This window comes from Domibacillus indicus (assembly GCF_023715895.1).
GTDB classification, from domain to species: Bacteria; Bacillota; Bacilli; order Bacillales; family Domibacillaceae; genus Domibacillus; species Domibacillus indicus_A.
In genome coordinates this window covers 34,011-53,737 of sequence record NZ_JAMBOO010000007.1, presented here as the reverse complement: position 1 = coordinate 53,737, position 19,727 = coordinate 34,011, and the positions used below count along the sequence as shown (strand labels likewise).

The following is a 19,727-nucleotide window of genomic DNA, read 5'->3' as shown; positions in this document are numbered from 1 at the left end:
ATACCTTTATTATCGCTCATTGAGTATGGGTAGCAGGGAACAACTATAATTGAATTAGCTATGTAATGTAATTAATCCCTGCCAAACTAGCTTCTTATCGGAAGCTGTTTTTTTGATTTTCTATGGTTCTACATTAAAAAGTTGAGACATATTATTTTTCGAAATTAGAAATGATAAGGAAGTGAGGGTATTTTGTTTAAAGTAAAACATATTCACGAAGATAAAATATACATGGTGTATAGTATTAGGACGATTTCGATTACTATGGAAATCGGTGAAAATATCGTTAATCATGAATTTCTGCTTTTTAAAAATGGCAAATGGTTATACGATTCTGCTGAAAACTATTTACCACTGGGTGATTAAAATATGGTCTATAGTGCCGGATCATTGCAGAATTTTTTCGAGAAAACTATTTTACAGTTCGGTTTTGTTTGACACCGTGTGTTTTGCTCACAAAAATCCCCGCTTTTCTTCCGCCATCTGGCCTGTTTGGTGAACCTCTCCACCTAAATCAAAGATTTTGATGAAGCATCCCTTATCTTGAATACGGTACAACATCAGCTGGTTAAGCTTCCTTCGGAAGCCCGAATGCATGATGGAGACTAATGAACGAAGACAAGGTCTGGGATGTCCTTATTGCCAGCTCAGGAACTTTTGCCTGAAGAGACAACCATTTCGTTTCCGAAGTGGATTTTTGAAAAGCCCGAATGAAATAACGGGCGCCGATGTTATAAGAAGCGGATAAATCCGCATGATAGACTTTGCCTGTTGAAAACGTGGCAAGGTCTTTTTTCCGGTTCCGTTCCACTTTTCCGGAGCCATCGAACGCTAAGGCGCTGGTGTTTCGCGGATTGATCCGGGAAATGCGAATACCCAGGCAGTGCGCCATTTCTTCCACTTTGTTCTGAATGGCTATTTTTCGCCACCCGTGAAGCTTAAAGCGAAGTTTCCGGGCTCCATAAAATCCTTTGGGGATTTTCATTCTGCCTAAGTACTCGAATACAATGACGTCACAGCCGTGCTTTGCTGCGAATTTTACAATATTATGGCTGGTGTGGCGGACAATATGCTGCTGGTACCCATTGATCTGCCGCCAAAAATTTGGTGCATGAATACGGCCGCTTGCCCGCTGGGCTTTCCGCAGTTTATTCGTTAACGTCTGCAGACGGTCTTTTTCTTTAGGCTGGTCAATAAATGTCCGGTCTAAGACAGTGCCCTTTGCATCGATAACCGAGCAAACCGCAGAATTCGTCAGTCCGAGATCTACCGCACACACTTTTTGCTCTTGAATAGGCGTTTTTGTTAGAGTAACTTTATTTTCATAACTGATAGAAAGGAAGAATTTCTTTCCACGCTTAATCAGCTTAGGGTTGTTCTCTTTCCATTTCCAGACACCGCGTTTATAAAGGTCCTGCTCTTTAAATTCGATATCTGTCCATACCCAGTCATTCTGGTGAAATACCTTGATTTGTGCAGTCGTATCAGACGTCCTGTTGAACATGTTTCCGCGATAAAAAACAGGGAATTCTTTATGTTCCGCCTGCAGGCGCGGAGGCTGTTTCTTAAACTTTTTTCCTTCGGAAAGAGCGTATTTCTGCTCTTCTTGCCAATTTTGATAGTTAGAGCGAAAGCTCTTTACTTTGCCAAAAGCAGAAGCAATGGCACTTCGGCGGAAGTAGGACGGAAATTTGTAAAAACGATCCTTAAACTCTTTGTATTTAGGTTGAGGGTTTGATTTGGTTGCGTGAATCAGTTTTTCTACTGCAGGTACAATTGATTTAGTTGTCAGTTCGTCGGTATTATCAAACTCTTTGTCGATCACTTGAATGATGAAAGACAGGGCATCATTATAAATATCCAGTGTAGCATTGAAGATTTCCGTCTGGTTTGTGATTTTGTGCAGCAGTGACTTCGCAACTTTCATGATCAAACCCTCCTTTCCATTTTTTAGTCCTTATAATACGTTGATCGTATCAAAATGGAAATCACTTGTAAAATAAAAAGAGAATCAGTATGAGTGGTTATAAGTAAGAACCGGCAATCGGTGTAATGAAAAAATATATAGAAGAACAGGGAAATAAAGACCTTAGCGCCTAACCCCCACTAAACCGAAGATTTTGAAGGGGAATGCGGCGCTAATTTTTTGTTCAATAAAATAGCGCTGCAAACTTTACATTTTGGTTTGCAGCACTTTAAGTTATTTAATCATTTTACGAATAGGTTTGTTCATTAGAGCGTGTCTTTCCTTAACCAGATTATTTAGTTATATTTCCATAGAATGTTTCTCTTTTTTTAATTGCGATAATGCTTCTTCTCCTGCTTTTAGCACCTCGATAATGCGGTTTACATCGTAAACGCTACCCTTCCAAGTGCCTCCGCTTACGGATTGTAAGGCTGCCCACAAGCGTGTATCGTCAGGTAGGTCTGGATCGGGCTTCATTTCTGGATGGACTTCACGCATCTCTAGAATAGCTTTCCCGTCTTCAGGGCTGTTGCCCCCATCGGAAAAACCAATCATATTCAAATGACCTTCCAGCTTTTTCGTATCAATTCGCACGTCTATAATATCCCCGGTACGAAGTTTTCCAATCGGACCGCCGGCGAGACCTTCAGGACCGATATGGCCAATGCAGGCTCCTGTAGAAACGCCGGAAAAGCGTGCATCTGTAAGGAGGGTGACATGCTTTCCGTAGGATAAATGTTTCAAGGCAGATGTAAGCTGATACGTTTCTTCCATGCCTGTACCAAGAGGTCCGCGGCCAATCACAGCCATAATATCCCCTTTATGAATCTCTCCATTTTTTATGGCACGGATCGCCTCTTTTTCGCTCGTGAACACTTTAGCTGTTCCACGATGGATGTACACACCGTTTTCATCAAGCATAGAAGGATCGATGGATGTTGACTTGATCACCGCGCCTTCAGGAGCAATGTTGCCTGTTGGAAACGTAACAGTCGATGTTAATCCTTTTTCTTTCGCTTTGGCAGGAGTCATAATGACATCGCTTGCATCGATCGAATCCGCTTCTTTTAAACGTTTTTTCATTTGTTGGCGTCTTTCAGATTGTTCCCACCAATCCAGCACGCTGCCTAATGTTTCGCCAGTCACAGTCATGACCGTTTCATCTAGAACGCCAAGGGGCCGAAGTTGAAGCATGACTTCAGGAACACCTCCTGCAAGGTACGCTCTTACAGTCGGATGGTGTACGGGTCCGTTTGGAAGGACACTGACGATTCGCGGCACTTGTTTGTTTACGTTGTTCCAGTCTTGCACGGTCGGAATATATAGTCCCGCAGCATGGGCAATGGCAGGAATATGAAGCAAAAGATTTGTAGAACCGCCGAATGCAGCATGAATCACCATCGCATTGCGAATCGCTCCGTCCGTTAAGATATCTTTTGTGGTAATCTTTTGTTCTTCCATTTTCATTACCGCTCGCGCAGATTGCTGCGCCATTTCCAGCCAGACGGACTGTCCGGATGGCGCGAGAGCCGAGTGGGGGATAGAAAGGCCAAGAGCTTCTCCAACTACCTGTGATGTGGCAGCTGTTCCAAGAAATTGGCATCCGCCTCCTGGCGTCGCACACGCACGGCAGCCTAAATCAGCTGCTTCCTGCATTGATAATTCATCATTCGCATAGCGGGCACCAATTGTTTGCACTTTTCCTGCATCTTCACCATGCGATGGTGGAAGAGTTACCCCTCCAGGAATAGCAATTGTAGGAAGGTCATGCATGCTGGCCAGCGCAATTAACATAGCAGGATGGCCTTTATCACACGTTGCAATCCCGATAACCGCTTTCCTTGTCGGAAGAGAACGAATTAACCTTCGATAGACCATGGCTGCATCGTTTCGATAAGGGAAAGAATCAAACATACCTGTCGTACCTTGAGAACGTCCGTCACATGGGTCGCTTACATAACCTGCGAAGGGAATGCCGCCGTTTTGGCTGATTTCTTCTGCTGCTGCTTTCATAAGGAGACCAACTTCCCAGTGACCTGTATGATAACCAAGCGCAATCGGCTTTCCATCCTCGCCGCGCATACCTCCTTGTGTGCTTAATAATAAGATTTGCTTTCCGTTTAATTTTCCGGGTTCCCATCCCATTCCTACGTTTTGGGACAAACCGAATAAATTTCCGCTTGGCGCTTCCCGAAGCATTTTATCAGTAAGAGGCAGGGACCCTGAAGGACCTGCTGCTTTCGTTTGGATCATAAATGTATCTTCATTTTTTTCCTTTAAAAGTTCATTCAGTGAGTTGTACATCATTTCCTCCTTTTAAAAAGTAGTTCAGAAATAGATATATTCTTTTAAGCGCTTTCATTTTTTAGCGAAAACAACTTTACATGAATATAATTCCGTTTTAAAATAATGTCAATACTATAAAACATAGTTTTATATTATAAAACAGAAAACGTTACTGAAGAGACACATTGCATATTTTTGAAATATTAGAGTTTATTAACAATTTTATTTTTAAACATTAAGATGGCATTATATTAAACAAATTAACTGAAAGCGATGAAAACATAGCCGTTTAAGCTGACGAAAACTTCATCTTTTGGCATAAAAATCTTCCGAAATAAATTTTGATAAAGGAGAGAAACACGAGAAATGAAAATTGTCGATGTTATCCCACATGTATTGTCACCCCCCTTGTCTGAACCATTTGCTTTCTCTCAAGGGTGGGTGGAAAAACGCAGTTCAATGATTGTCGAAATTGTAACGGATGAAGGAATTACCGGCTGGGGAGAATCATTGTGCCATGGACTTCAGCCGCCGGAAATTGCTGCTTCATTTGTCCAGTTCTGCTTAAAACCAATGCTCATCAGTCGTGATCCGTTCGATGTTGAAGTACTTTGGGAAGAGATGTATAACCAAACTCGTCCGTTTGGACAGCACGGGGCAGCAATTAATGCGATCAGCGGGGTAGATATTGCCTTATGGGATGTAATCGGCCGTTCTTTGAACAAACCAATACATAAACTACTGGGTGGAGCTTTTCGTACGGAAGTCCAGCCTTACGCAACGGGTTTTTACAGATTACAAGGAAAAGATCATCTTCAAGAAGGAGTCAAAGAAGCACAGCGCCACTTGTCCAAAGGATTTAAAGCAGTCAAATTGAAAGTTGGATTCGGGGTAAAGAGTGATATTGAATATATTTATGCGATTCGTGAAGCAGTAGGTCCGGATATCATGATCATGATAGATGCTAATTGTGCTTATAATTCGGCAGCTGCACGGCGTATCTTGTTAGAATGTGAACGGGCGAAAATTCATTTCTTCGAAGAACCGCTAGCCCCGGAAGATATTGAAGGATATCACAATTTACGAAATTTAACCTCCACCTATATTGCATCTGGTGAAAATATTTTTGGGAAAACAAGCTACCGTCACTGGATTTCTACTGGAGCATTAGATATTCTTCAGCCAGATCTCATGTCGGCAGGAGGATTTACCGAATGCAAAAAAATTGCTGCTATGGCACAAGCTTGGAATACAATGCTGATCCCGCATGTTTGGGGATCTGGTGTGGGACTGGCTGCATCTTTACAATTCATTTCCAATATTCTTCCTGCACCACTTTCGATGAATCCGCAGGAACCGCTGTTGGAATATGACCAGTCTGCCCATCCATTCCGAGAAGAATTAATTTACGGGGCAATCAGCATGGATAATGGAATAGTAAAAATCCCTCAAAAACCAGGCATTGGAGTGGAGGTTAACCGGGACGTGATTAAGGCTTATCGTAAAGACGTCTTTAAATAAAAGCATTGAACTACCGCCCACTTACCTAACGGTTGAAGTGGGGGATTCCTGGGCAAGAGGATGTTCGACCCCCAGTAATCAGGCTAACCCCGTATTCCAACGGTTTTATGACCAATCTTAAATAGACTGAAGTGAAAGAAGCCGAAGGGCTTCTTTTTTAATATTCAGGCTCGCATTCAGGTCCCGGTCGTGACACACACCGCAGGATGGACACTCCCACACCCGGACAGCGAGACTTTTTACATCCTTATGCTGGTGGCCACAGCCGGAACAGAGCTGGCTTGATGGGAAGAACGGATCGACTTTTATGATCGTTCGTCCGTACCACTTCGCTTTGTAGGCGAGCATTTCGTTGAACCTCGACCATGACGCATCGTGAATCCCCTTGCTTAGTTTTTTGTTTTGGACAAGATTCTTCACTGACAAATTCTCCACTGCGATCACTTGGTTTTCATGAACGAGCCTGGTCGTCAGCTTGTGAAGAAAATCTTCTCTTGTGTGTTTGATTTTTTCGTGCAGTTTAGCAATCTGGGCTTTATTTTTTTCCCACGATTTCGAACCTTCTTTTTTACGTGCAAACGCACGCTGAAGAAAGGCTAACCGTTTTTCGTATTTTTGGTAGTATTTCGGATTGGCAATGGATTCACCATTGGAGAGCACGGCAAACTCTTTTAATCCCAGATCAATGCCAACGGCATCCTTGGTGCTTGGTTTGTACGGAGAATAAGGCATCTCGCAAATGACTGAAATAGAATACCGGCCGGTACTGCTGCGGCGCACGGTGACACGCTTAATGTCACCTTCGATGTTTCGGGACTTTGAAAAACGAATCCAGCCGAGTTTCGGCAGCTGAACGCGATTGTCTACGATTTTAATATTGTGATTTGTCATTTTGGTTGTGTAACTTTGGACCGGGTTTTTCTTGCTTTTGAATGTCGGATGGCCCTTAAAGTCATACGCCGTTGGCGTATAGCCTTCTGCACATTTTTTAGCGGCTCGTTTTTTTAATTCTTTTTTCGGCTGTTCCTTATATTTTTTGAATCCTTCGTACTGGTATTCGATGCTTGCCTGAAGAGCAATACTGTCAGAACCAGACAACCATTTGAACGTTTCTTTTAGCCCAGGGAGGAGCTTTTTAGCAGCTGTTTCTGTATACCGTTTTTTTGTTTTTTCGAAACTCTTGATGTTTTCATTTAATATATAATTGTAGACAAACCGGCAGCAGCCGATCGTTTGGTTAATCAGTTGTTTTTGCTCGTCACTTGGATGGATTTTAAACCGAAAGGCTTTAAAATGAAGGTTCTTTGTTTCAACTGTTTTGGTTTTCATCATTTTCCCCACCCCCTGAACGTTTGTTCTATACCTGATTATACCATTTTAGCAATAGAGCGTTCAAGGAAAAAGAATGACTGAAAGAGCAGCGATTCATCCCCCACTTAGCAAGCTTGAAGTGGGGGTGTTCTCGCCAAAGATGATAAAAAAGATTCTGGATCCTCTTGGTAGGGTTCCGGGATTTTAAATTTTAATATTCATTGTTTCATTCTGTTCCCTCAAAAACAGTCGATTCTTCGAAAACTCCCGTAAAGGTTTTATATCTTCGGTACGAACCAGCTTGTTTAATACTGACAGCTGCATCCTAAAATCTCGAGTGCTTCCGCCGTATTAATAATGTGCTGGCTTAAAATTTGTTCAAGCTCTTTCCGACTGTTCACGTGGATCAACCTTTTTTCATTTTGAAATAACTAATACAGGGCCTGAAATTAGTGAAAAAGATAAAGAACACATTTTTAAAAGCGGCTTCTCAACTAAAAAGGCCTGACAGGGAAAAGTGAGGGACTAGGGCCTATTTATCGTTCAGGAAGTAGTAAATAGGTACGGCGGGGAAATATCAATGGATTCAAATAAAAACCAGACGGTTATGCGTGTGGAAATTCCAATAAATAAGGGGAAACTACCATCTCCCAAATGAAAGAAGCCGTATCAGTTATCATGCTGGTACGGCTTTTCACTTTATAAATATATTGTTCTTTTTGAGATTAAAAATAGCCCATTTTATAAAAGAGAGGTAGTTGAGATTTAAATTTTACTGATCTTATTTTTCCATAGCATGTTTTTTGTCTCTGGCTCTGTTAAAGGTGTCCCCTGTTAATGGGAATGTCGAAAAAGAAACATTTTTCACGTTTTTTGAATAAACTTCCGCTTTTATAGAAAAGATAGGAGTTACGGGGAACGACGTCTTTATTTTACGAGAAAACAACAAAGCAAAAATCCCTGGCATCTATTTACAGTAGGACACCTAGCACACTGCGTAAAAAAGGAGGTGCCTCTTATGAAATACGTACTTATGTTACTACTTGCGCCGGTTTTTATGGTACTAATAGGCGTTAGTGCTGGGTTAAGCTTATCCGCTATATGGGAAGAAGGATCTTATTCCAGCCTGTTTGGAAAAACCCTTGTCGCTTCTGAAAATACAGGTGGGGAGGAACCCGGTTTTTTGGGTGAACAGGCCATCAGCAAAGAAACCCTTCACTCGTTTTCCGTGACGGATTGGGACAATTTTACCCATCATGAAAAAATGCGTTTTGTTCAAACTGCGCTGCCTGCTTATGAATTAACCGGCCAGACTGTTTTAGACAAACCAGAAGGCTTTATCGGCATGATGGACGCGCGCTATGAAAGCTATCTGACCAACAAAGTCGGCCCTGACGATCATACTGACCTTTCTGAACTATCGCTTTTTCATGAAATGGAATTAGCGGGACAGCAACATGGCCGGCTTGAGCAGGGAGATGACCATTAAGCCAAGGATATGCATGCAGCCATCAAAAAAGACCTTATGGTACTTTTATTAAAAGGGGACTCACCCCATAGAGTGAGACAAATAAAAACACCTTTAAGTTGAAAAACGGGTACGGGGTCAGTCCCATGGAATACCTGAAAACAACTTAAAGGTGTTTTTTCTATGGGTACAAGAATTGGTTATCCAGCGGAAGTAAAAATGAAGGCTGTAAAAATGAGATTAGCTGGAGTGCCGATCAAAGAAGTCTTGAAGGAATTAAATATCCAAAACAGGACGGTCTTTAATAGACAAAGAACGTGAGCAATACGGACTTGAAAACGTCGTTGAAGTGACATCTAATCCTCAGCAAGCCGCTATTGATGTTCGATTCTGAAACGGGGAACAGCGGCAATTTACAGCCAAAGAAACATAACAATAAAACATAATTAACATTGTGCAAATTTCAACATCAGAAACAAAAAACAGGTAATTAAGTGATCCAATCCACTGTATACGGTGAGCCGGTTGCACAGGGTGTTTGGTGTCCTTTTTTATTTGCCGAAAGGGAGTGGGAGCAGACGAAAACAATGGAAGAGCAGATACGGCAATAGAAGAAAGTAAATGGGATGCCAACGTTGGGGAAAGAGAAGCAGAATAAGCAAAAATCAAAGAAGGACCTGCCTGCTAAAATGATAGTAATAAATTATGTCGCCCTCGAGCGGCATTTTTTATAGAGAAAAAATTCTGCGCGGGGTCATCTCAGTGGAAGGTGGGGAGCAACGATGCCTTTGCCTTCAACATGAGGAATTCCAAATGTGTTCACCTGAAGCTCAATCACTCGCTGCTCATAATAAGACTCCATTACAATCCTCTGCATTTCATCCAGTACCTGCTTATCCAGATAAAGAGGGGGCGCTTCTTTTTCTTCTTTTCGTTTCAGTTCAGCATACATTTAGATATTAAGGGGGGAGGTAGAGTAAATTTGTCTTTTGTTCTCTCGAAGGAAGTAGGTAAATATGCATATTTTAGTGGTGTTTATAATGGTAAGAAGTACGAAATTATATATAAGCGCTATGGAATAGGTGCGAACAATTATTATATTTATGATCGTTTAAATAACGTATTAGACGAATCAACAAAATTGTACAAAGAGGTCAATGAAGAATTTTTAAAGCATTGCCTCGATTTCTATAAGCTAGCGGAAAAACTCCAAAATAAAGAGTAAAGGGATCTTTAAAGAAATTTTATAAAAATGTAATAAACTAACCCGCCTGCTCATAACGAGTAGACGGGTATTTTTTATTGCCAGTGTTTTGGCCAGTTTTTGATTACTTGGCTTGGGTTCTTGGGTTTTACATTAACCGTACTATATTTGTTTTTCTTAGGATTGAAGACTAAATCACTAAAATGCCAACTGCCAGTGCTATTGTCGTATCCTGCTATTTGAAATTTATTGATAGCAATACGCTTCGCGCGTTTAGTATAACCTACATCAATCATTTTTGTTAGTACGCCATCTTTCATGTAGTACCATTGCGCAATTTCTAAATCCGAATGATCTGTCTCGGCAACGGCTAAAATATCTGGCTGCCCCTTGTACTTAGATGGGTAAACATGAACCATCTTGCGAGTAGAATTCAATTCGTAATCCTTAAAATAGAAACGTGACTTTTTGATATGGCTTGTGCCCACTTTGTGGGTGTAAAGAGTGTAGTTTCCTTTGTAAACAAGATCCCCCTCGTTGGCTCCTGCCCACACATAAGGCCACTTATCATAAGATGCATATCCCTTCTTCTCCCTTACGCCAGCAAAATAAACCTTGTATGCTACACCGTTTGCATCCTTAAGTGTATAGGTCACCCGGCTTTGACTCGGCTTGATCGGATTTGCTGCTTCTGCTGAATGGTATGTAGTTAAAAACAATGCAATAGCCGCAAACATTGTAATGAATAATTTTAACCTTATTGCCAATCAAATTCCTCCTTTTCCATTTATTATAATAAGAAGGAGAGAAGAACGTAAGGGGCTTACATTAATATTTATAAAAACTGTTTTTCATTCATGATAAATCAATCAGCAAACCGGACCGTTACAATATCTTTTATACAGTAAGAACCGTCATAAAACTTTAATCGTCCGTTCTCTGACTGCAGGCTTTGCAGCACGCAATAGCCATGTATGATAGAAGAAATACGTTTTGGAGACTAGGGGAGTTGGGGGGATTATCAGCACTCTCCATTCGTCATCAAAGGACACAAAAAATCCCTGAAACCTTGTTATTAAAGGAATCAGGGATTTTTTAAATTAATGTATCGTTTTGTGCTTACGTCCTAAGATGGAGAGCGGCTTTTTTGCGTTTTCAAAAGAAAAAAGTTCTATTATATCAATTAGGTGTCATCTTTAATTGACTTTGTGCATAGTCTATATTACATCGTGTAAAACATACTTTACATCATGTAAAAGCGAACGTACAAGGGGGGAAGTCATGACTTATCAAGAAAAGAAAAGCATTGTATCGCTGATCAGTGTTATTCTCATTTTCGGATTTTTTTGTTTATATATGTACCCGCAGCATCCCGAGGGAGGACTTCAGTCGACCGAAACATTTCGCTATTGGGGATCCTTCGTCCTTGTTTTAACTTTGGTTTCCATAGCCGCACACATCGTAATCAGCATTATTTTTAACATCCTCTTTAGGATAACGACCAGAGAAAAGGAACCAGCATTTGCGGATGAACTGGATAAGTTTATCGAATTGAAAGCACATCGAAACTCTTTTTTTGTATTTATCCTCGGCTTTCTTTTTGCAATGGGATCGCTGGTCATTTATCAGCCGTCACAGGCGATGTTTATGATCCTGATCGCTTCAGGATTTCTTTCCGATGTGACCGGCTCCGTTACGAAACTTTATCATTATCGGAAAGGAATTTAATATGGGCAAACATCTTGTCGGCAATCACATTCGAAAATTACGATTCAACCATAATGAAATGACCCAGCAGCAACTGGCTGACAAGGCAGGCGTAACAAGACAGACTATCGTAGCTCTTGAGAAGGGAAATTACTCCCCATCTTTGGAACTGGCTTTTCGCATTGCTCGCGCCTTTAACTTACCGCTGGAAGAAGTATTCTTTTATGGGGACAACTCGAAGCTGTAAGACCGATGATTGTTTCTGCTTTACCGTTTGAGAATTTGTGGAAAGAAGGAGATAGAAATGAATTCAAACAAAAAAGCAGCAAAAATTGTCGGTGTACTGTTTATACTTGCCGCTGTGACGGCGATAATTGGTGTTATTTTATATGATCCTATCCTAAATAGTCCTGATTACCTGACTAAAGGTGCTGAACAAGCCGACCAGGTGATAATGGGGGCGTTGATGGAATTAATTCTTGTCGTTTCAGCGGTTGGTACGGCAACCACCATGTTTCCAATTTTAAGAAGGTATAATGAAACGATCGCTCTTTGGCATGTCTGCTTCCGGTTTCTTGAAGCGGTTGTCATTACGGTTGGTGTCATCAGCGTGCTGTCGCTGTTGACCTTAAGCCGGGAATTTGCAGCGGCAGGAGCTCTGGATACCGCATCTTTTCAAACTTCGGGCACCGTATTAAAAGCAATACATGACTGGACATTCCTGCTTGGCCCCAATTTTATGCTCGGTATCAATACCGTGATGTACAGTTATATCTTTTATAAATCCAAGCTCGTACCGAGATTCATACCCATCCTAGGAATGACGGGGGCAGCCCTTGTTTTCCTTTGTGCCCTGTTAGTTATGTTCGGTGTTATTGAACAAGTTTCGGTTTGGGGTGCTGTTTTGGCACTGCCGGTAGCAGCTAATGAAATGATTTTAGCCGTCTGGCTGATTGCTAAAGGATTCAATGAATCTGCAATTGCCGCCATGTCTGTAAAAAAGAAGTAGGTGGGTATGTATACATTTAAATAATACGGATTACTTAAACCAACAGAAAAACCAGGCGCTATTCCTTCTCTATCAAGGAATGGAGCCTGGTTTTTTAATGCTAAATATTAAATGCATGGCTCAGAAGAAAGGATGCAGCCTTCAGTGATAAATCTCCTTCCTTATTTGAGTGATATCTCTTATCAGGTGCTGCTTACGTTTTTCTCTAGTAAATAGTCTTAACGGTAAAGAAATGCTGGTTCACCATGATTGCACAGAAGAAGTTGCTCTCAAAATGGAAGGATTAATAAAAGGGAAGAGGGGGATTATTGAATTTTCCTCAACCTTTTCCCTTCATGAATCTCTTGAATACCTTCTTCACAAACTCCATATGACCGCCAGGAACAGGTTTCACATATAACCTGAACATCAGAGGGGACCACAAACTTTCGGATACACGACTCAATATCCTTCCAGCTTAAAATTTGTCCGATTTTAAGCCCCATTTTCTCCAAAATAGCGGCATCCCTTTCATAAATACTGTTGTCCTGGCAATGGTATACACCTGAATTGGGGTATTTTTCACACAACTGATCAGGGCCATTTACAAGGTGAATGAGCGTATTAGGGTGATCTCTCAACGTTTGGTGCAAACGTGTCATATTTTCGACGTATTCTTCGGAATAGCCCATTCCCCGGTAGCCCAGAAGGCAAAAGAGGTGATGACCTCGCAGCTTATACATAGTTCTCCCTCATTTACAGGTTCAATTAAAGTTAATAGTCAACCCAAATGTATTATTTGTTAACACATATTATTCAGAATACCATATCACATCTGTTTGGTTCGGGATTTTTTATTTTATTAATCGAAGCTTTAGTTAAAAAGGGAATAAAGAAAAGAGCAAACAATGGGTCCTCTTTTACATTTAAAAAATATCAATTTGGTGGTTTAGCTGGGACTAACCATTAAAAGTATAATAACTCAAATTGTTGTTTAACAGTTCACTTAGACAGATAAGCAGCACTAATCTCAGCTAGATAGGAGTCGCCCGAATTTGTTGATTAAAAGGCTTTTTGATAACCGCCTTAAAAGAAAAGCCTGTTAAAAATATTATTGATTTTTTTGTTGAACAAATAGAACAGGTTAGTTGAAAAGGCACCAGACCGTCACTTAAGTTCTGACGTTTGATATAATAAGCGAAAAAACTTTCAAGGGGTAGGGAAATGGATACTTTCCTTTTGTTTTATAAACAGTACAAAGGTGATGTTAAGTCTATTGATTATATTAATTGGGCTTTGAAAATGTTAGAAAATGATTGTTCATCATTTTCCCTGAATATCCTCTCTACTCTAAGAGAACCACTTAATATTTTTGAGTCAGAAGATTACTTTAGAAGGGCTTTAAGTGAGTTGGATTTGCAGGAACCATCATATGAAGAGGGTGCTGTCTATTACATTCGGCATTTATCAAAAAAGATATTAGAAGATGAAGAAAATGCCTTGGATATAGCTTATCAAATATATGAAGTGGTTCATGATCTTGACTACCCTGGGGACCTAGAAGAATGGTGCTATATTAGTGATATGATAGATGATTTTCGGTATGGAGACAATCATTCAAATTTAAGCAAGGCAGCCTTAATTGTAACTATCGTGAAAGAAGCTGAGAACCAATTGAGAAGAAACAGTAAGTAATGATTCTTGTTAAATTAACAGGACAGGATCACTCAAGGAAAGGATTGTTAAAATGATAGGAGTTAACCATATGGAATTTAAAAATTATATGAAAGTCAATTTTCCAAACTTATCTCTTAGGCCTCCTTTATTTTATAGCTGGGATGTTGGTATTCGCTTTGAATTGGGTGTGAATTGGACCAAAGAGGATTGTGCTAAAGAATGTTTTTATCTCAAAGGAGTTTACGAAAGGGCCATCACCTTATTTAGATCCTTACATTCTCCAGAAGAAGAGATTTTTGTAGTAGCGAATGTAAATGATTTCGGAGATAATGGTACGTTCAAGCACAGACTAAACATTTTTTCTCTATATGTAAAGGATAAATCTGTCCTGTACAAGTTAAAGCACACGGAAATACCCTATGTTTTCCCTGAAGATGATGAAGACGGCAAGTACAAAACGCATAGATTTACTCTTAAGTGTAAAACATCAGACATTAAATATATTCCTCTGTTAAAAGCCATTTGCAACCAAGACATGGGAATAAAACCAAGCATTTTTCATGATATTTTTTTTATTAATGTTAAAAAAGAGACCATTTTTCATGTCTATGATGATAGGGGCTGTGATTTATTGGCTAAGTCAGCTGAAACAATAAAAGAGATGTATAAAAAATATAACCATTGGATACTGGAGTACGATAGAGAAGAGATTGACAAAGTATTTAAGTAAAGGTAAAGTCACTTTTTCACTACTATGCAACACTCATTTTACTAACATAATTTGCGGCGAATAGCTTGAAGATCTATCAAAGCTACGTACTGGAGGAAAGAAATGACTACATATCATGAAATGAAAGTTGAATCAAACTTTCAGGAAGACGGGCAGTATGATGTCCAAGTTAAAATTAAAAGTAAAGAAATAGAGGAGCTAGATATTTTATTGTCCGGCATAAAAGCATTAATTGACATAATCGATGTTATGTGTGAAAACGACAAACAAAAATATCAAGAGACTATGAAGAAAATTATCTATGAAGTTGCAGATGATATTGGGTTTACTACGGGAGCTTATATTGAAAAACTGGGAGCGGCGATTCAGTACAATAAGAAAAACGAGCCATTTGTTGAGGATGCCGTTAAAAAAGTACTTATTACAAAATTTTTAAATGATAGTATAGAGAACGAAATAGGTTAAAATCTACGCATAATGTTAAAAGGGGAAAGTAAATGTCAGTTATCTCGGCATCACAAGAGCATGACAGGTTTATTATAGAACCTTTTGTAGCTTGCGAAGAAGGTGTTGCGTTTAGCTGGGAGAAAGCCAGTGATTTTCATATTGGCGAGACGGTTTATTATCTAGATGGATTTAAAGACCCCGATTCTCTTTTTTCACAAAATCACCTTTCCTGGATGGTATGATCCAAGACAGAAGAAGGAAAAGAATACACAGCGAGCCAGCTTTATTTTGTGACAGGCGAGATCTGGATCAATTGAAAAACATTCTTCCAGCGATCTTTTAAGGCAAAATAGCAGCCCGTTCATAAAATATAAAAGCCTCTGGTTTTTTCCTTCTGAAGGAGAAAATCAGAGGCTTTTTTGTTTTTATAATTCTTAACTTAGATAAAAGATATAGCACTTTTTTAGCGTACTAACAAAACAGGGTAGCTGAAGAGAAGGAATGATACTATATCAGCGTCTTACGGACAAAGAGGTTTTGGCATTTTTTAAATCTTCAGCAAGCAGCTTCTCTAAATCATACGCCGGGTAATAGCTTCTCTGCAGCATAAAATCGAACGTCTTGGCGTGCAATTCGATCGCTTTTTGTAATTGTTTTTGAAAGATGACACGCAGAGCTGGAGTGGCAGTTTCCGTAATGGCGACCGCATAATTGCGTACAGCATTTTTTGCAAATATAAGTAGTTTTCTTCCATAGAAGGCGGTCAAGTTTACTCCCATCGGCTTGGGACTGAACGTTTCAAGGCTGTCTTTGAGCATCATCGGTATTGGTGCTTTTTCATAGAAAGGAAGCAGCTCAAGCGTATTTTGCTCAAGATTCCGGATCGCCTCCATATACAGGCCTCGCAGCGTCGGGTCCTGTACATTCGCAAGCTGCAATTTGAATTCAGTCAGATGATGGGCTGTCGTAGCTGCTATTTCATGCAGTTCAAGCGTCTCATGCCAGGCCAAGTGCTGGTGTACTCTTGATTTGTCGGCCAATAGGGATCCCTCCATTCTGTTCATGACATAAGTATATGCTCTGTTTTTTGAATGGAATGTTGTCCCATATAGGTATTTTCCCTAAGAAATTTTCTCTGGAGTAAATGAAATATGAGTGGAGAAGTATAAGAATCAGGAAAATGCAGATAAGGGCACTTTCATCACCGGGTTGAGACGGCAGTTACTGGGCATACTAATAAAAACTTTTTTAGATGGTGATGACATGAAAAAGAAAGTCATTTTGTTTTTAAGCATAACGTTTGTTGTCGTAATGGCAGCTGTGTTTATTCGAGACATTTCAAATGGAAATTCTTCTACCTGGCCGGATGCAATTGGCAGGGTTTTGTTCAGCTTACTGCCCGTTTTACTTTTGTTTTTAAAAAAGATCCCTTTCAACCTGTCTTTGATTATCAGCTATTATCTTTTTATATTTTGTACGTTTTTTCTGGGGGCCATCTTGAAATTTTATGACCGCTTTCGCTGGTGGGATACAATGCTTCATTTCTTTGGGAGTGTTTTTGCGGGTTTTGTGGGAATAGCTATCTATAAACTTCTTTTGCCAAACAGTGTAGAAAAAGGAATTTCGCGATGGATGATTTTTTTGTTTGTTTTAACATTCGCAGTGACGATCAGTGCTCTGTGGGAAAGTGCTGAATTTCTCGGGGCCGTTATGGGTTTCATGGAAGAAGACGATAATAAAGATACAATGACCGATATGCTGACGGGTCTAGCGGGAGCGATTGTTGTAGCCTGTTATGCTGCGCTTCGAAAAAGAGCTGTCTGAATGGAACTGCCGCCACCCACTTAACGGTTCAAGTGGGTGGTATTTTTATCATCTTCGGCGAGAACCCCTCCACTTCAAGCTTGCTAAGTGGGGGATGAATCGTTGCTCTTTTAGTCATTCTTTTTCCTTGAACGCTGTATTGCTAAAATGGTATAATTAGGTATAGAACAAATGTTCAGGGTGGTGAGAAAAATGGCAAAAACCAAAAAAGATGAAAAACAGAACCTTCATTTAAAAGCCTTTCGGTTTAAAATCCATCCAAGTGACCAGCAAAAACAACTGATTAACCAAACGATCGGCTGCTGCCGGTTTGTCTACAATTATATATTAAATGAAAACATCAAGAGTTTTGAAAAAACAAAAAAACGGTATACAGAAACAGCTGCTAAAAAGCTCCTCCCTGGGCTAAAAGAAACGTTCAAATGGTTGTCTGATTCTGACAGTATTGCTCTTCAGGCAAGCATCGAATATCAGTACGAAGGATTCAAAAAATATAAGGAACAGCCGAAAAAAGAATTAAAAAAACGAGCCGTTAAAAAATGTGCAGAAGGCTATACGCTAACGGCGTATGACTTTAAGGGCCATCCGACATTCAAAAACAAGAAAAACCCGGTCCAAAGCTACACAACCAAAATGACAAATAACAATATTAAAATCGTGGACAATCGCATTCAGCTGCCGAAACTCGGCTGGATTCGTTTTTCAAAGTCCCGAAACATCGAAGGTGACATTAAGCGTGTCACCGTGCGCCGCAGCAGTACCGGCCGTTATTCTATTTCAGTCATTTGCGAGATGCCTTATTCTCCGTACAAACCAAGCACCAAGGATGCCGTTGGCATTGATCTGGGATTAAAAGAGTTTGCCGTGCTCTCCAATGGTGAATCCATTGCCAACCCGAAATACTACCAAAAATACGAAAAACGGTTAGCCTTTCTTCAGCGTGCGTTTGCACGTAAAAAAGAAGGGTCGAAATCGTGGGAAAAAAATAAAGCCCAGATTACTAAACTGCACGAAAAAATCAAACACACAAGAGAAGATTTTCTTCACAAGCTGACGACCAGGCTCGTTCATGAAAACCAAGTGATCGCGGTGGAAAGTTTGTCAGTGAAGAATCTCGTCCAAAGTAAAAAGCGAAGCAAAGGGATGTACGATGCGTCATGGTCGAGGTTCAACGAAATGCTCGCCTACAAAGCGAAGTGGTACGGACGGACAATTATAAAAGTCGATCCGTTCTTCCCATCAAGCCAGCTTTGTTCCGGGTGTGGCCACCGGCATAAGGATGTAAAAAATCTCGCTGTCCGGGTGTGGGAGTGTCCGTCCTGCGGTGTGTGTCACGACCGGGACCTGAATGCGAGCCTGAATATTAAAAAAGAAGCCCTTCGGCTTCTTTCACTTCAGTCTATTTAAGATTGGTCATAAAACCGTTGGAATACGGGGTTAGCCTGATTACTGGGGGTCGAAGATCCTCTTGCCCAGGAATCCCCCACTTCAACCGTTAGGTAAGTGGGTGGTAGTTCAATGGAAACGATAAAGCATACGACTATGATTACTTATTCTATAGTTAACCCTTTTAACTCTTTGCCAAGAGTTAAGGGATATAGGCAAAAAAACAGCCAGAGGGGGCTCTGGCTGCACGGTGGTAACAGGGATATAAACTCAAGAGAATAGGACTGCCTTACACAAAACAGTATGGCCTTGTTCCAGCCATTTTATACAAACAAAATAAAAAAAGCTAAAAGTAAGTATTTAGCTTTAAAAATGTTATGAGCGCTGCGATTTTTACAGGCTCGACGAGGAAAAATTTGGTCGGTCATTCTCTACAAGGAAACTGGAGTTGGATATAATGGAAATAATAGGCGTATGTGCACTGAGAATATAAAGAAGTACTTTCTTTAAAGGAGAAAATAACGAGGTAAAAGGAGTCAGTAGATTAGACGAGTACCAAATATGCTGAACATCCAGAGAAAAGGAGGGGGCAAATGAATCATTCACTCAAAGAATTAACAGGGAATCATGTTTAAATTGTTCCAATGGAAAGAGGGCATATAAAAGGGCTGTGGGAAGCAGGGGGCCATGAAGATATCTGGACGCACCTGCCCCAGCACGTTAAAACGCTTCAAGAGATGTCTCAATTTGTAGAAGACGCATTAACAGCAAAAGAAACAGGTGCTGAATATCCATTTGTTGTGATTGAGCGGAAAACAGGAAAGATCATTGGCACAACACGCTTTTTGGCGATTTCACAAGCTCATAAAAGTCTGGAGATTGGCTGGACATGGTTTCATCCATCTGTATGGGGCACACCTATGAACAAAGAGTGCAAGCATTTGCTGCTCCGTTATTGCTTTCATGAGTTAGGTATCATCCGTGTCCAATTTAAAACAGATGATCGAAATATCAGGTCTCAAAAAGCGATTGAACGGCTCGGTGCAGTAAAAGAAGGTATACTTCGCAACCATATGATTCGAAGAGACGGGTCGTATCGTCTCGGTGTTTTACAGACCTTACGAGCGGAAAAGCCCACTCCTTCAGGTGTGGGATGATAGCGAGGTCGAACCGGGCATGTCTTCAGACATGTCAAAGGTTCGATTTTTTTCT

Annotated in this window: 19 protein-coding genes and 1 pseudogene; 13 read left to right on the top strand and 7 right to left on the bottom strand. The window is 40.5% G+C overall.

Annotated elements, in window-relative coordinates:
* Positions 1 to 568: 568 nt before the first annotated feature.
* Complete coding sequence (locus M3221_RS12780) at positions 569 to 1,927, bottom strand: RNA-guided endonuclease TnpB family protein (protein ID WP_251272141.1); 1,359 nt, start codon at positions 1,925 to 1,927, stop codon at positions 569 to 571.
* Positions 1,928 to 2,266: 339 nt separating this feature from the next.
* Positions 2,267 to 4,219: a YjhG/YagF family D-xylonate dehydratase gene (locus M3221_RS12775; RefSeq protein WP_396120281.1), complete on the bottom strand. Its 1,953-nt coding sequence runs from the start codon at positions 4,217 to 4,219 to the stop codon at positions 2,267 to 2,269.
* Positions 4,220 to 4,618: 399 nt separating this feature from the next.
* Here M3221_RS12775 and M3221_RS12770 point away from each other — a divergent pair, with 399 nt between their 5' ends.
* Positions 4,619 to 5,773, top strand: coding sequence for a mandelate racemase/muconate lactonizing enzyme family protein (locus M3221_RS12770; protein ID WP_251272139.1), 1,155 nt, complete (start codon positions 4,619 to 4,621; stop codon positions 5,771 to 5,773).
* 117 nt (positions 5,774 to 5,890) lie between these two features.
* Here M3221_RS12770 and tnpB (M3221_RS12765) read toward each other — a convergent pair whose 3' ends face one another.
* Entirely contained in the window at positions 5,891 to 7,105 is a 1,215-nt protein-coding gene (gene tnpB, locus M3221_RS12765) for an IS200/IS605 family element RNA-guided endonuclease TnpB (protein WP_251272138.1), read from the bottom strand.
* A gap of 997 nt (positions 7,106 to 8,102) precedes the next feature.
* Here tnpB (M3221_RS12765) and M3221_RS12760 point away from each other — a divergent pair.
* Together M3221_RS12760 and M3221_RS12755 are read left to right on the top strand one after the other, a co-directional pair.
* Positions 8,103 to 8,573 (top strand): hypothetical protein, encoded by a 471-nt coding sequence (locus M3221_RS12760; RefSeq protein ID WP_251272137.1) that lies wholly within the window; start codon positions 8,103 to 8,105, stop codon positions 8,571 to 8,573.
* Between the two features lie 162 nt (positions 8,574 to 8,735).
* A pseudogene (locus M3221_RS12755) lies at positions 8,736 to 8,849 on the top strand (IS3-like element ISLmo1 family transposase); the annotation flags it as partial.
* Between the two features lie 457 nt (positions 8,850 to 9,306).
* Here the strand turns inward: M3221_RS12755 and M3221_RS12750 are convergent.
* Both M3221_RS12750 and M3221_RS12745 read right to left on the bottom strand, forming a co-directional pair.
* Entirely contained in the window at positions 9,307 to 9,504 is a 198-nt protein-coding gene (locus tag M3221_RS12750) for a YolD-like family protein (RefSeq protein WP_251272136.1), read from the bottom strand.
* 347 nt (positions 9,505 to 9,851) lie between these two features.
* Positions 9,852 to 10,523: a hypothetical protein gene (locus M3221_RS12745; RefSeq protein ID WP_251272135.1), complete on the bottom strand. Its 672-nt coding sequence runs from the start codon at positions 10,521 to 10,523 to the stop codon at positions 9,852 to 9,854.
* Positions 10,524 to 11,037: 514 nt separating this feature from the next.
* Here M3221_RS12745 and M3221_RS12740 point away from each other — a divergent pair.
* Genes M3221_RS12740 through M3221_RS12730 form a run of 3 tightly spaced genes read left to right on the top strand, consistent with a single transcriptional unit; the run spans position 11,038 to position 12,472 of the window.
* Positions 11,038 to 11,484 (top strand): hypothetical protein, encoded by a 447-nt coding sequence (locus M3221_RS12740; protein WP_251272134.1) that lies wholly within the window; start codon positions 11,038 to 11,040, stop codon positions 11,482 to 11,484.
* 1 nt (position 11,485) lies between these two features.
* The gene (locus tag M3221_RS12735; RefSeq protein WP_251272133.1) at positions 11,486 to 11,710 is read left to right on the top strand and encodes a helix-turn-helix transcriptional regulator; all 225 of its coding nucleotides are present in this window, start codon (positions 11,486 to 11,488) and stop codon (positions 11,708 to 11,710) included.
* 57 nt (positions 11,711 to 11,767) lie between these two features.
* Entirely contained in the window at positions 11,768 to 12,472 is a 705-nt protein-coding gene (locus M3221_RS12730) for a DUF4386 domain-containing protein (RefSeq protein WP_251272132.1), read from the top strand.
* Between the two features lie 305 nt (positions 12,473 to 12,777).
* On the opposite strand, the gene M3221_RS12725 is transcribed toward M3221_RS12730, so the two are convergent.
* A complete protein-coding gene (locus M3221_RS12725; RefSeq protein WP_251272131.1) occupies positions 12,778 to 13,194 on the bottom strand; it encodes a DUF1284 domain-containing protein in 417 nt (138 codons plus the stop codon).
* A gap of 481 nt (positions 13,195 to 13,675) precedes the next feature.
* Between M3221_RS12725 and M3221_RS12720 the strand changes: the two genes are divergently transcribed.
* The 4 genes from M3221_RS12720 (at position 13,676) to M3221_RS12705 (ending at position 15,547) form a co-directional block, all read left to right on the top strand.
* Complete coding sequence (locus tag M3221_RS12720) at positions 13,676 to 14,146, top strand: hypothetical protein (RefSeq protein WP_251272130.1); 471 nt, start codon at positions 13,676 to 13,678, stop codon at positions 14,144 to 14,146.
* A gap of 88 nt (positions 14,147 to 14,234) precedes the next feature.
* Positions 14,235 to 14,858 carry a DUF3885 domain-containing protein gene (locus M3221_RS12715; protein WP_251272240.1) on the top strand — a complete coding sequence of 208 codons (624 nt, stop codon included), beginning with the start codon at positions 14,235 to 14,237 and terminating at the stop codon, positions 14,856 to 14,858.
* 102 nt (positions 14,859 to 14,960) lie between these two features.
* Positions 14,961 to 15,323, top strand: coding sequence for a hypothetical protein (locus M3221_RS12710; protein WP_251272129.1), 363 nt, complete (start codon positions 14,961 to 14,963; stop codon positions 15,321 to 15,323).
* A 32-nt stretch (positions 15,324 to 15,355) separates the two neighbouring features.
* Positions 15,356 to 15,547, top strand: a complete 192-nt coding sequence (locus M3221_RS12705; RefSeq protein WP_251272128.1) for a hypothetical protein — start codon at positions 15,356 to 15,358, stop codon at positions 15,545 to 15,547.
* Positions 15,548 to 15,817: 270 nt separating this feature from the next.
* On the opposite strand, the gene M3221_RS12700 is transcribed toward M3221_RS12705, so the two are convergent.
* On the bottom strand, positions 15,818 to 16,345 hold the full coding sequence (locus tag M3221_RS12700) for a spore coat protein (protein ID WP_251272127.1): 528 nt from the start codon (positions 16,343 to 16,345) through the stop codon (positions 15,818 to 15,820).
* A 223-nt stretch (positions 16,346 to 16,568) separates the two neighbouring features.
* Between M3221_RS12700 and M3221_RS12695 the strand changes: the two genes are divergently transcribed.
* From M3221_RS12695 to M3221_RS12685, 3 genes are all read left to right on the top strand, one after another.
* A complete protein-coding gene (locus M3221_RS12695) occupies positions 16,569 to 17,129 on the top strand; it encodes a DUF2238 domain-containing protein (RefSeq protein WP_251272126.1) in 561 nt (186 codons plus the stop codon).
* 192 nt (positions 17,130 to 17,321) lie between these two features.
* A complete protein-coding gene (gene tnpB / locus M3221_RS12690) occupies positions 17,322 to 18,536 on the top strand; it encodes an IS200/IS605 family element RNA-guided endonuclease TnpB (protein ID WP_251272125.1) in 1,215 nt (404 codons plus the stop codon).
* 623 nt (positions 18,537 to 19,159) lie between these two features.
* Complete coding sequence (locus M3221_RS12685) at positions 19,160 to 19,672, top strand: GNAT family N-acetyltransferase (RefSeq protein ID WP_251272124.1); 513 nt, start codon at positions 19,160 to 19,162, stop codon at positions 19,670 to 19,672.
* The last annotated feature ends 55 nt before the right edge of the window (positions 19,673 to 19,727 follow it).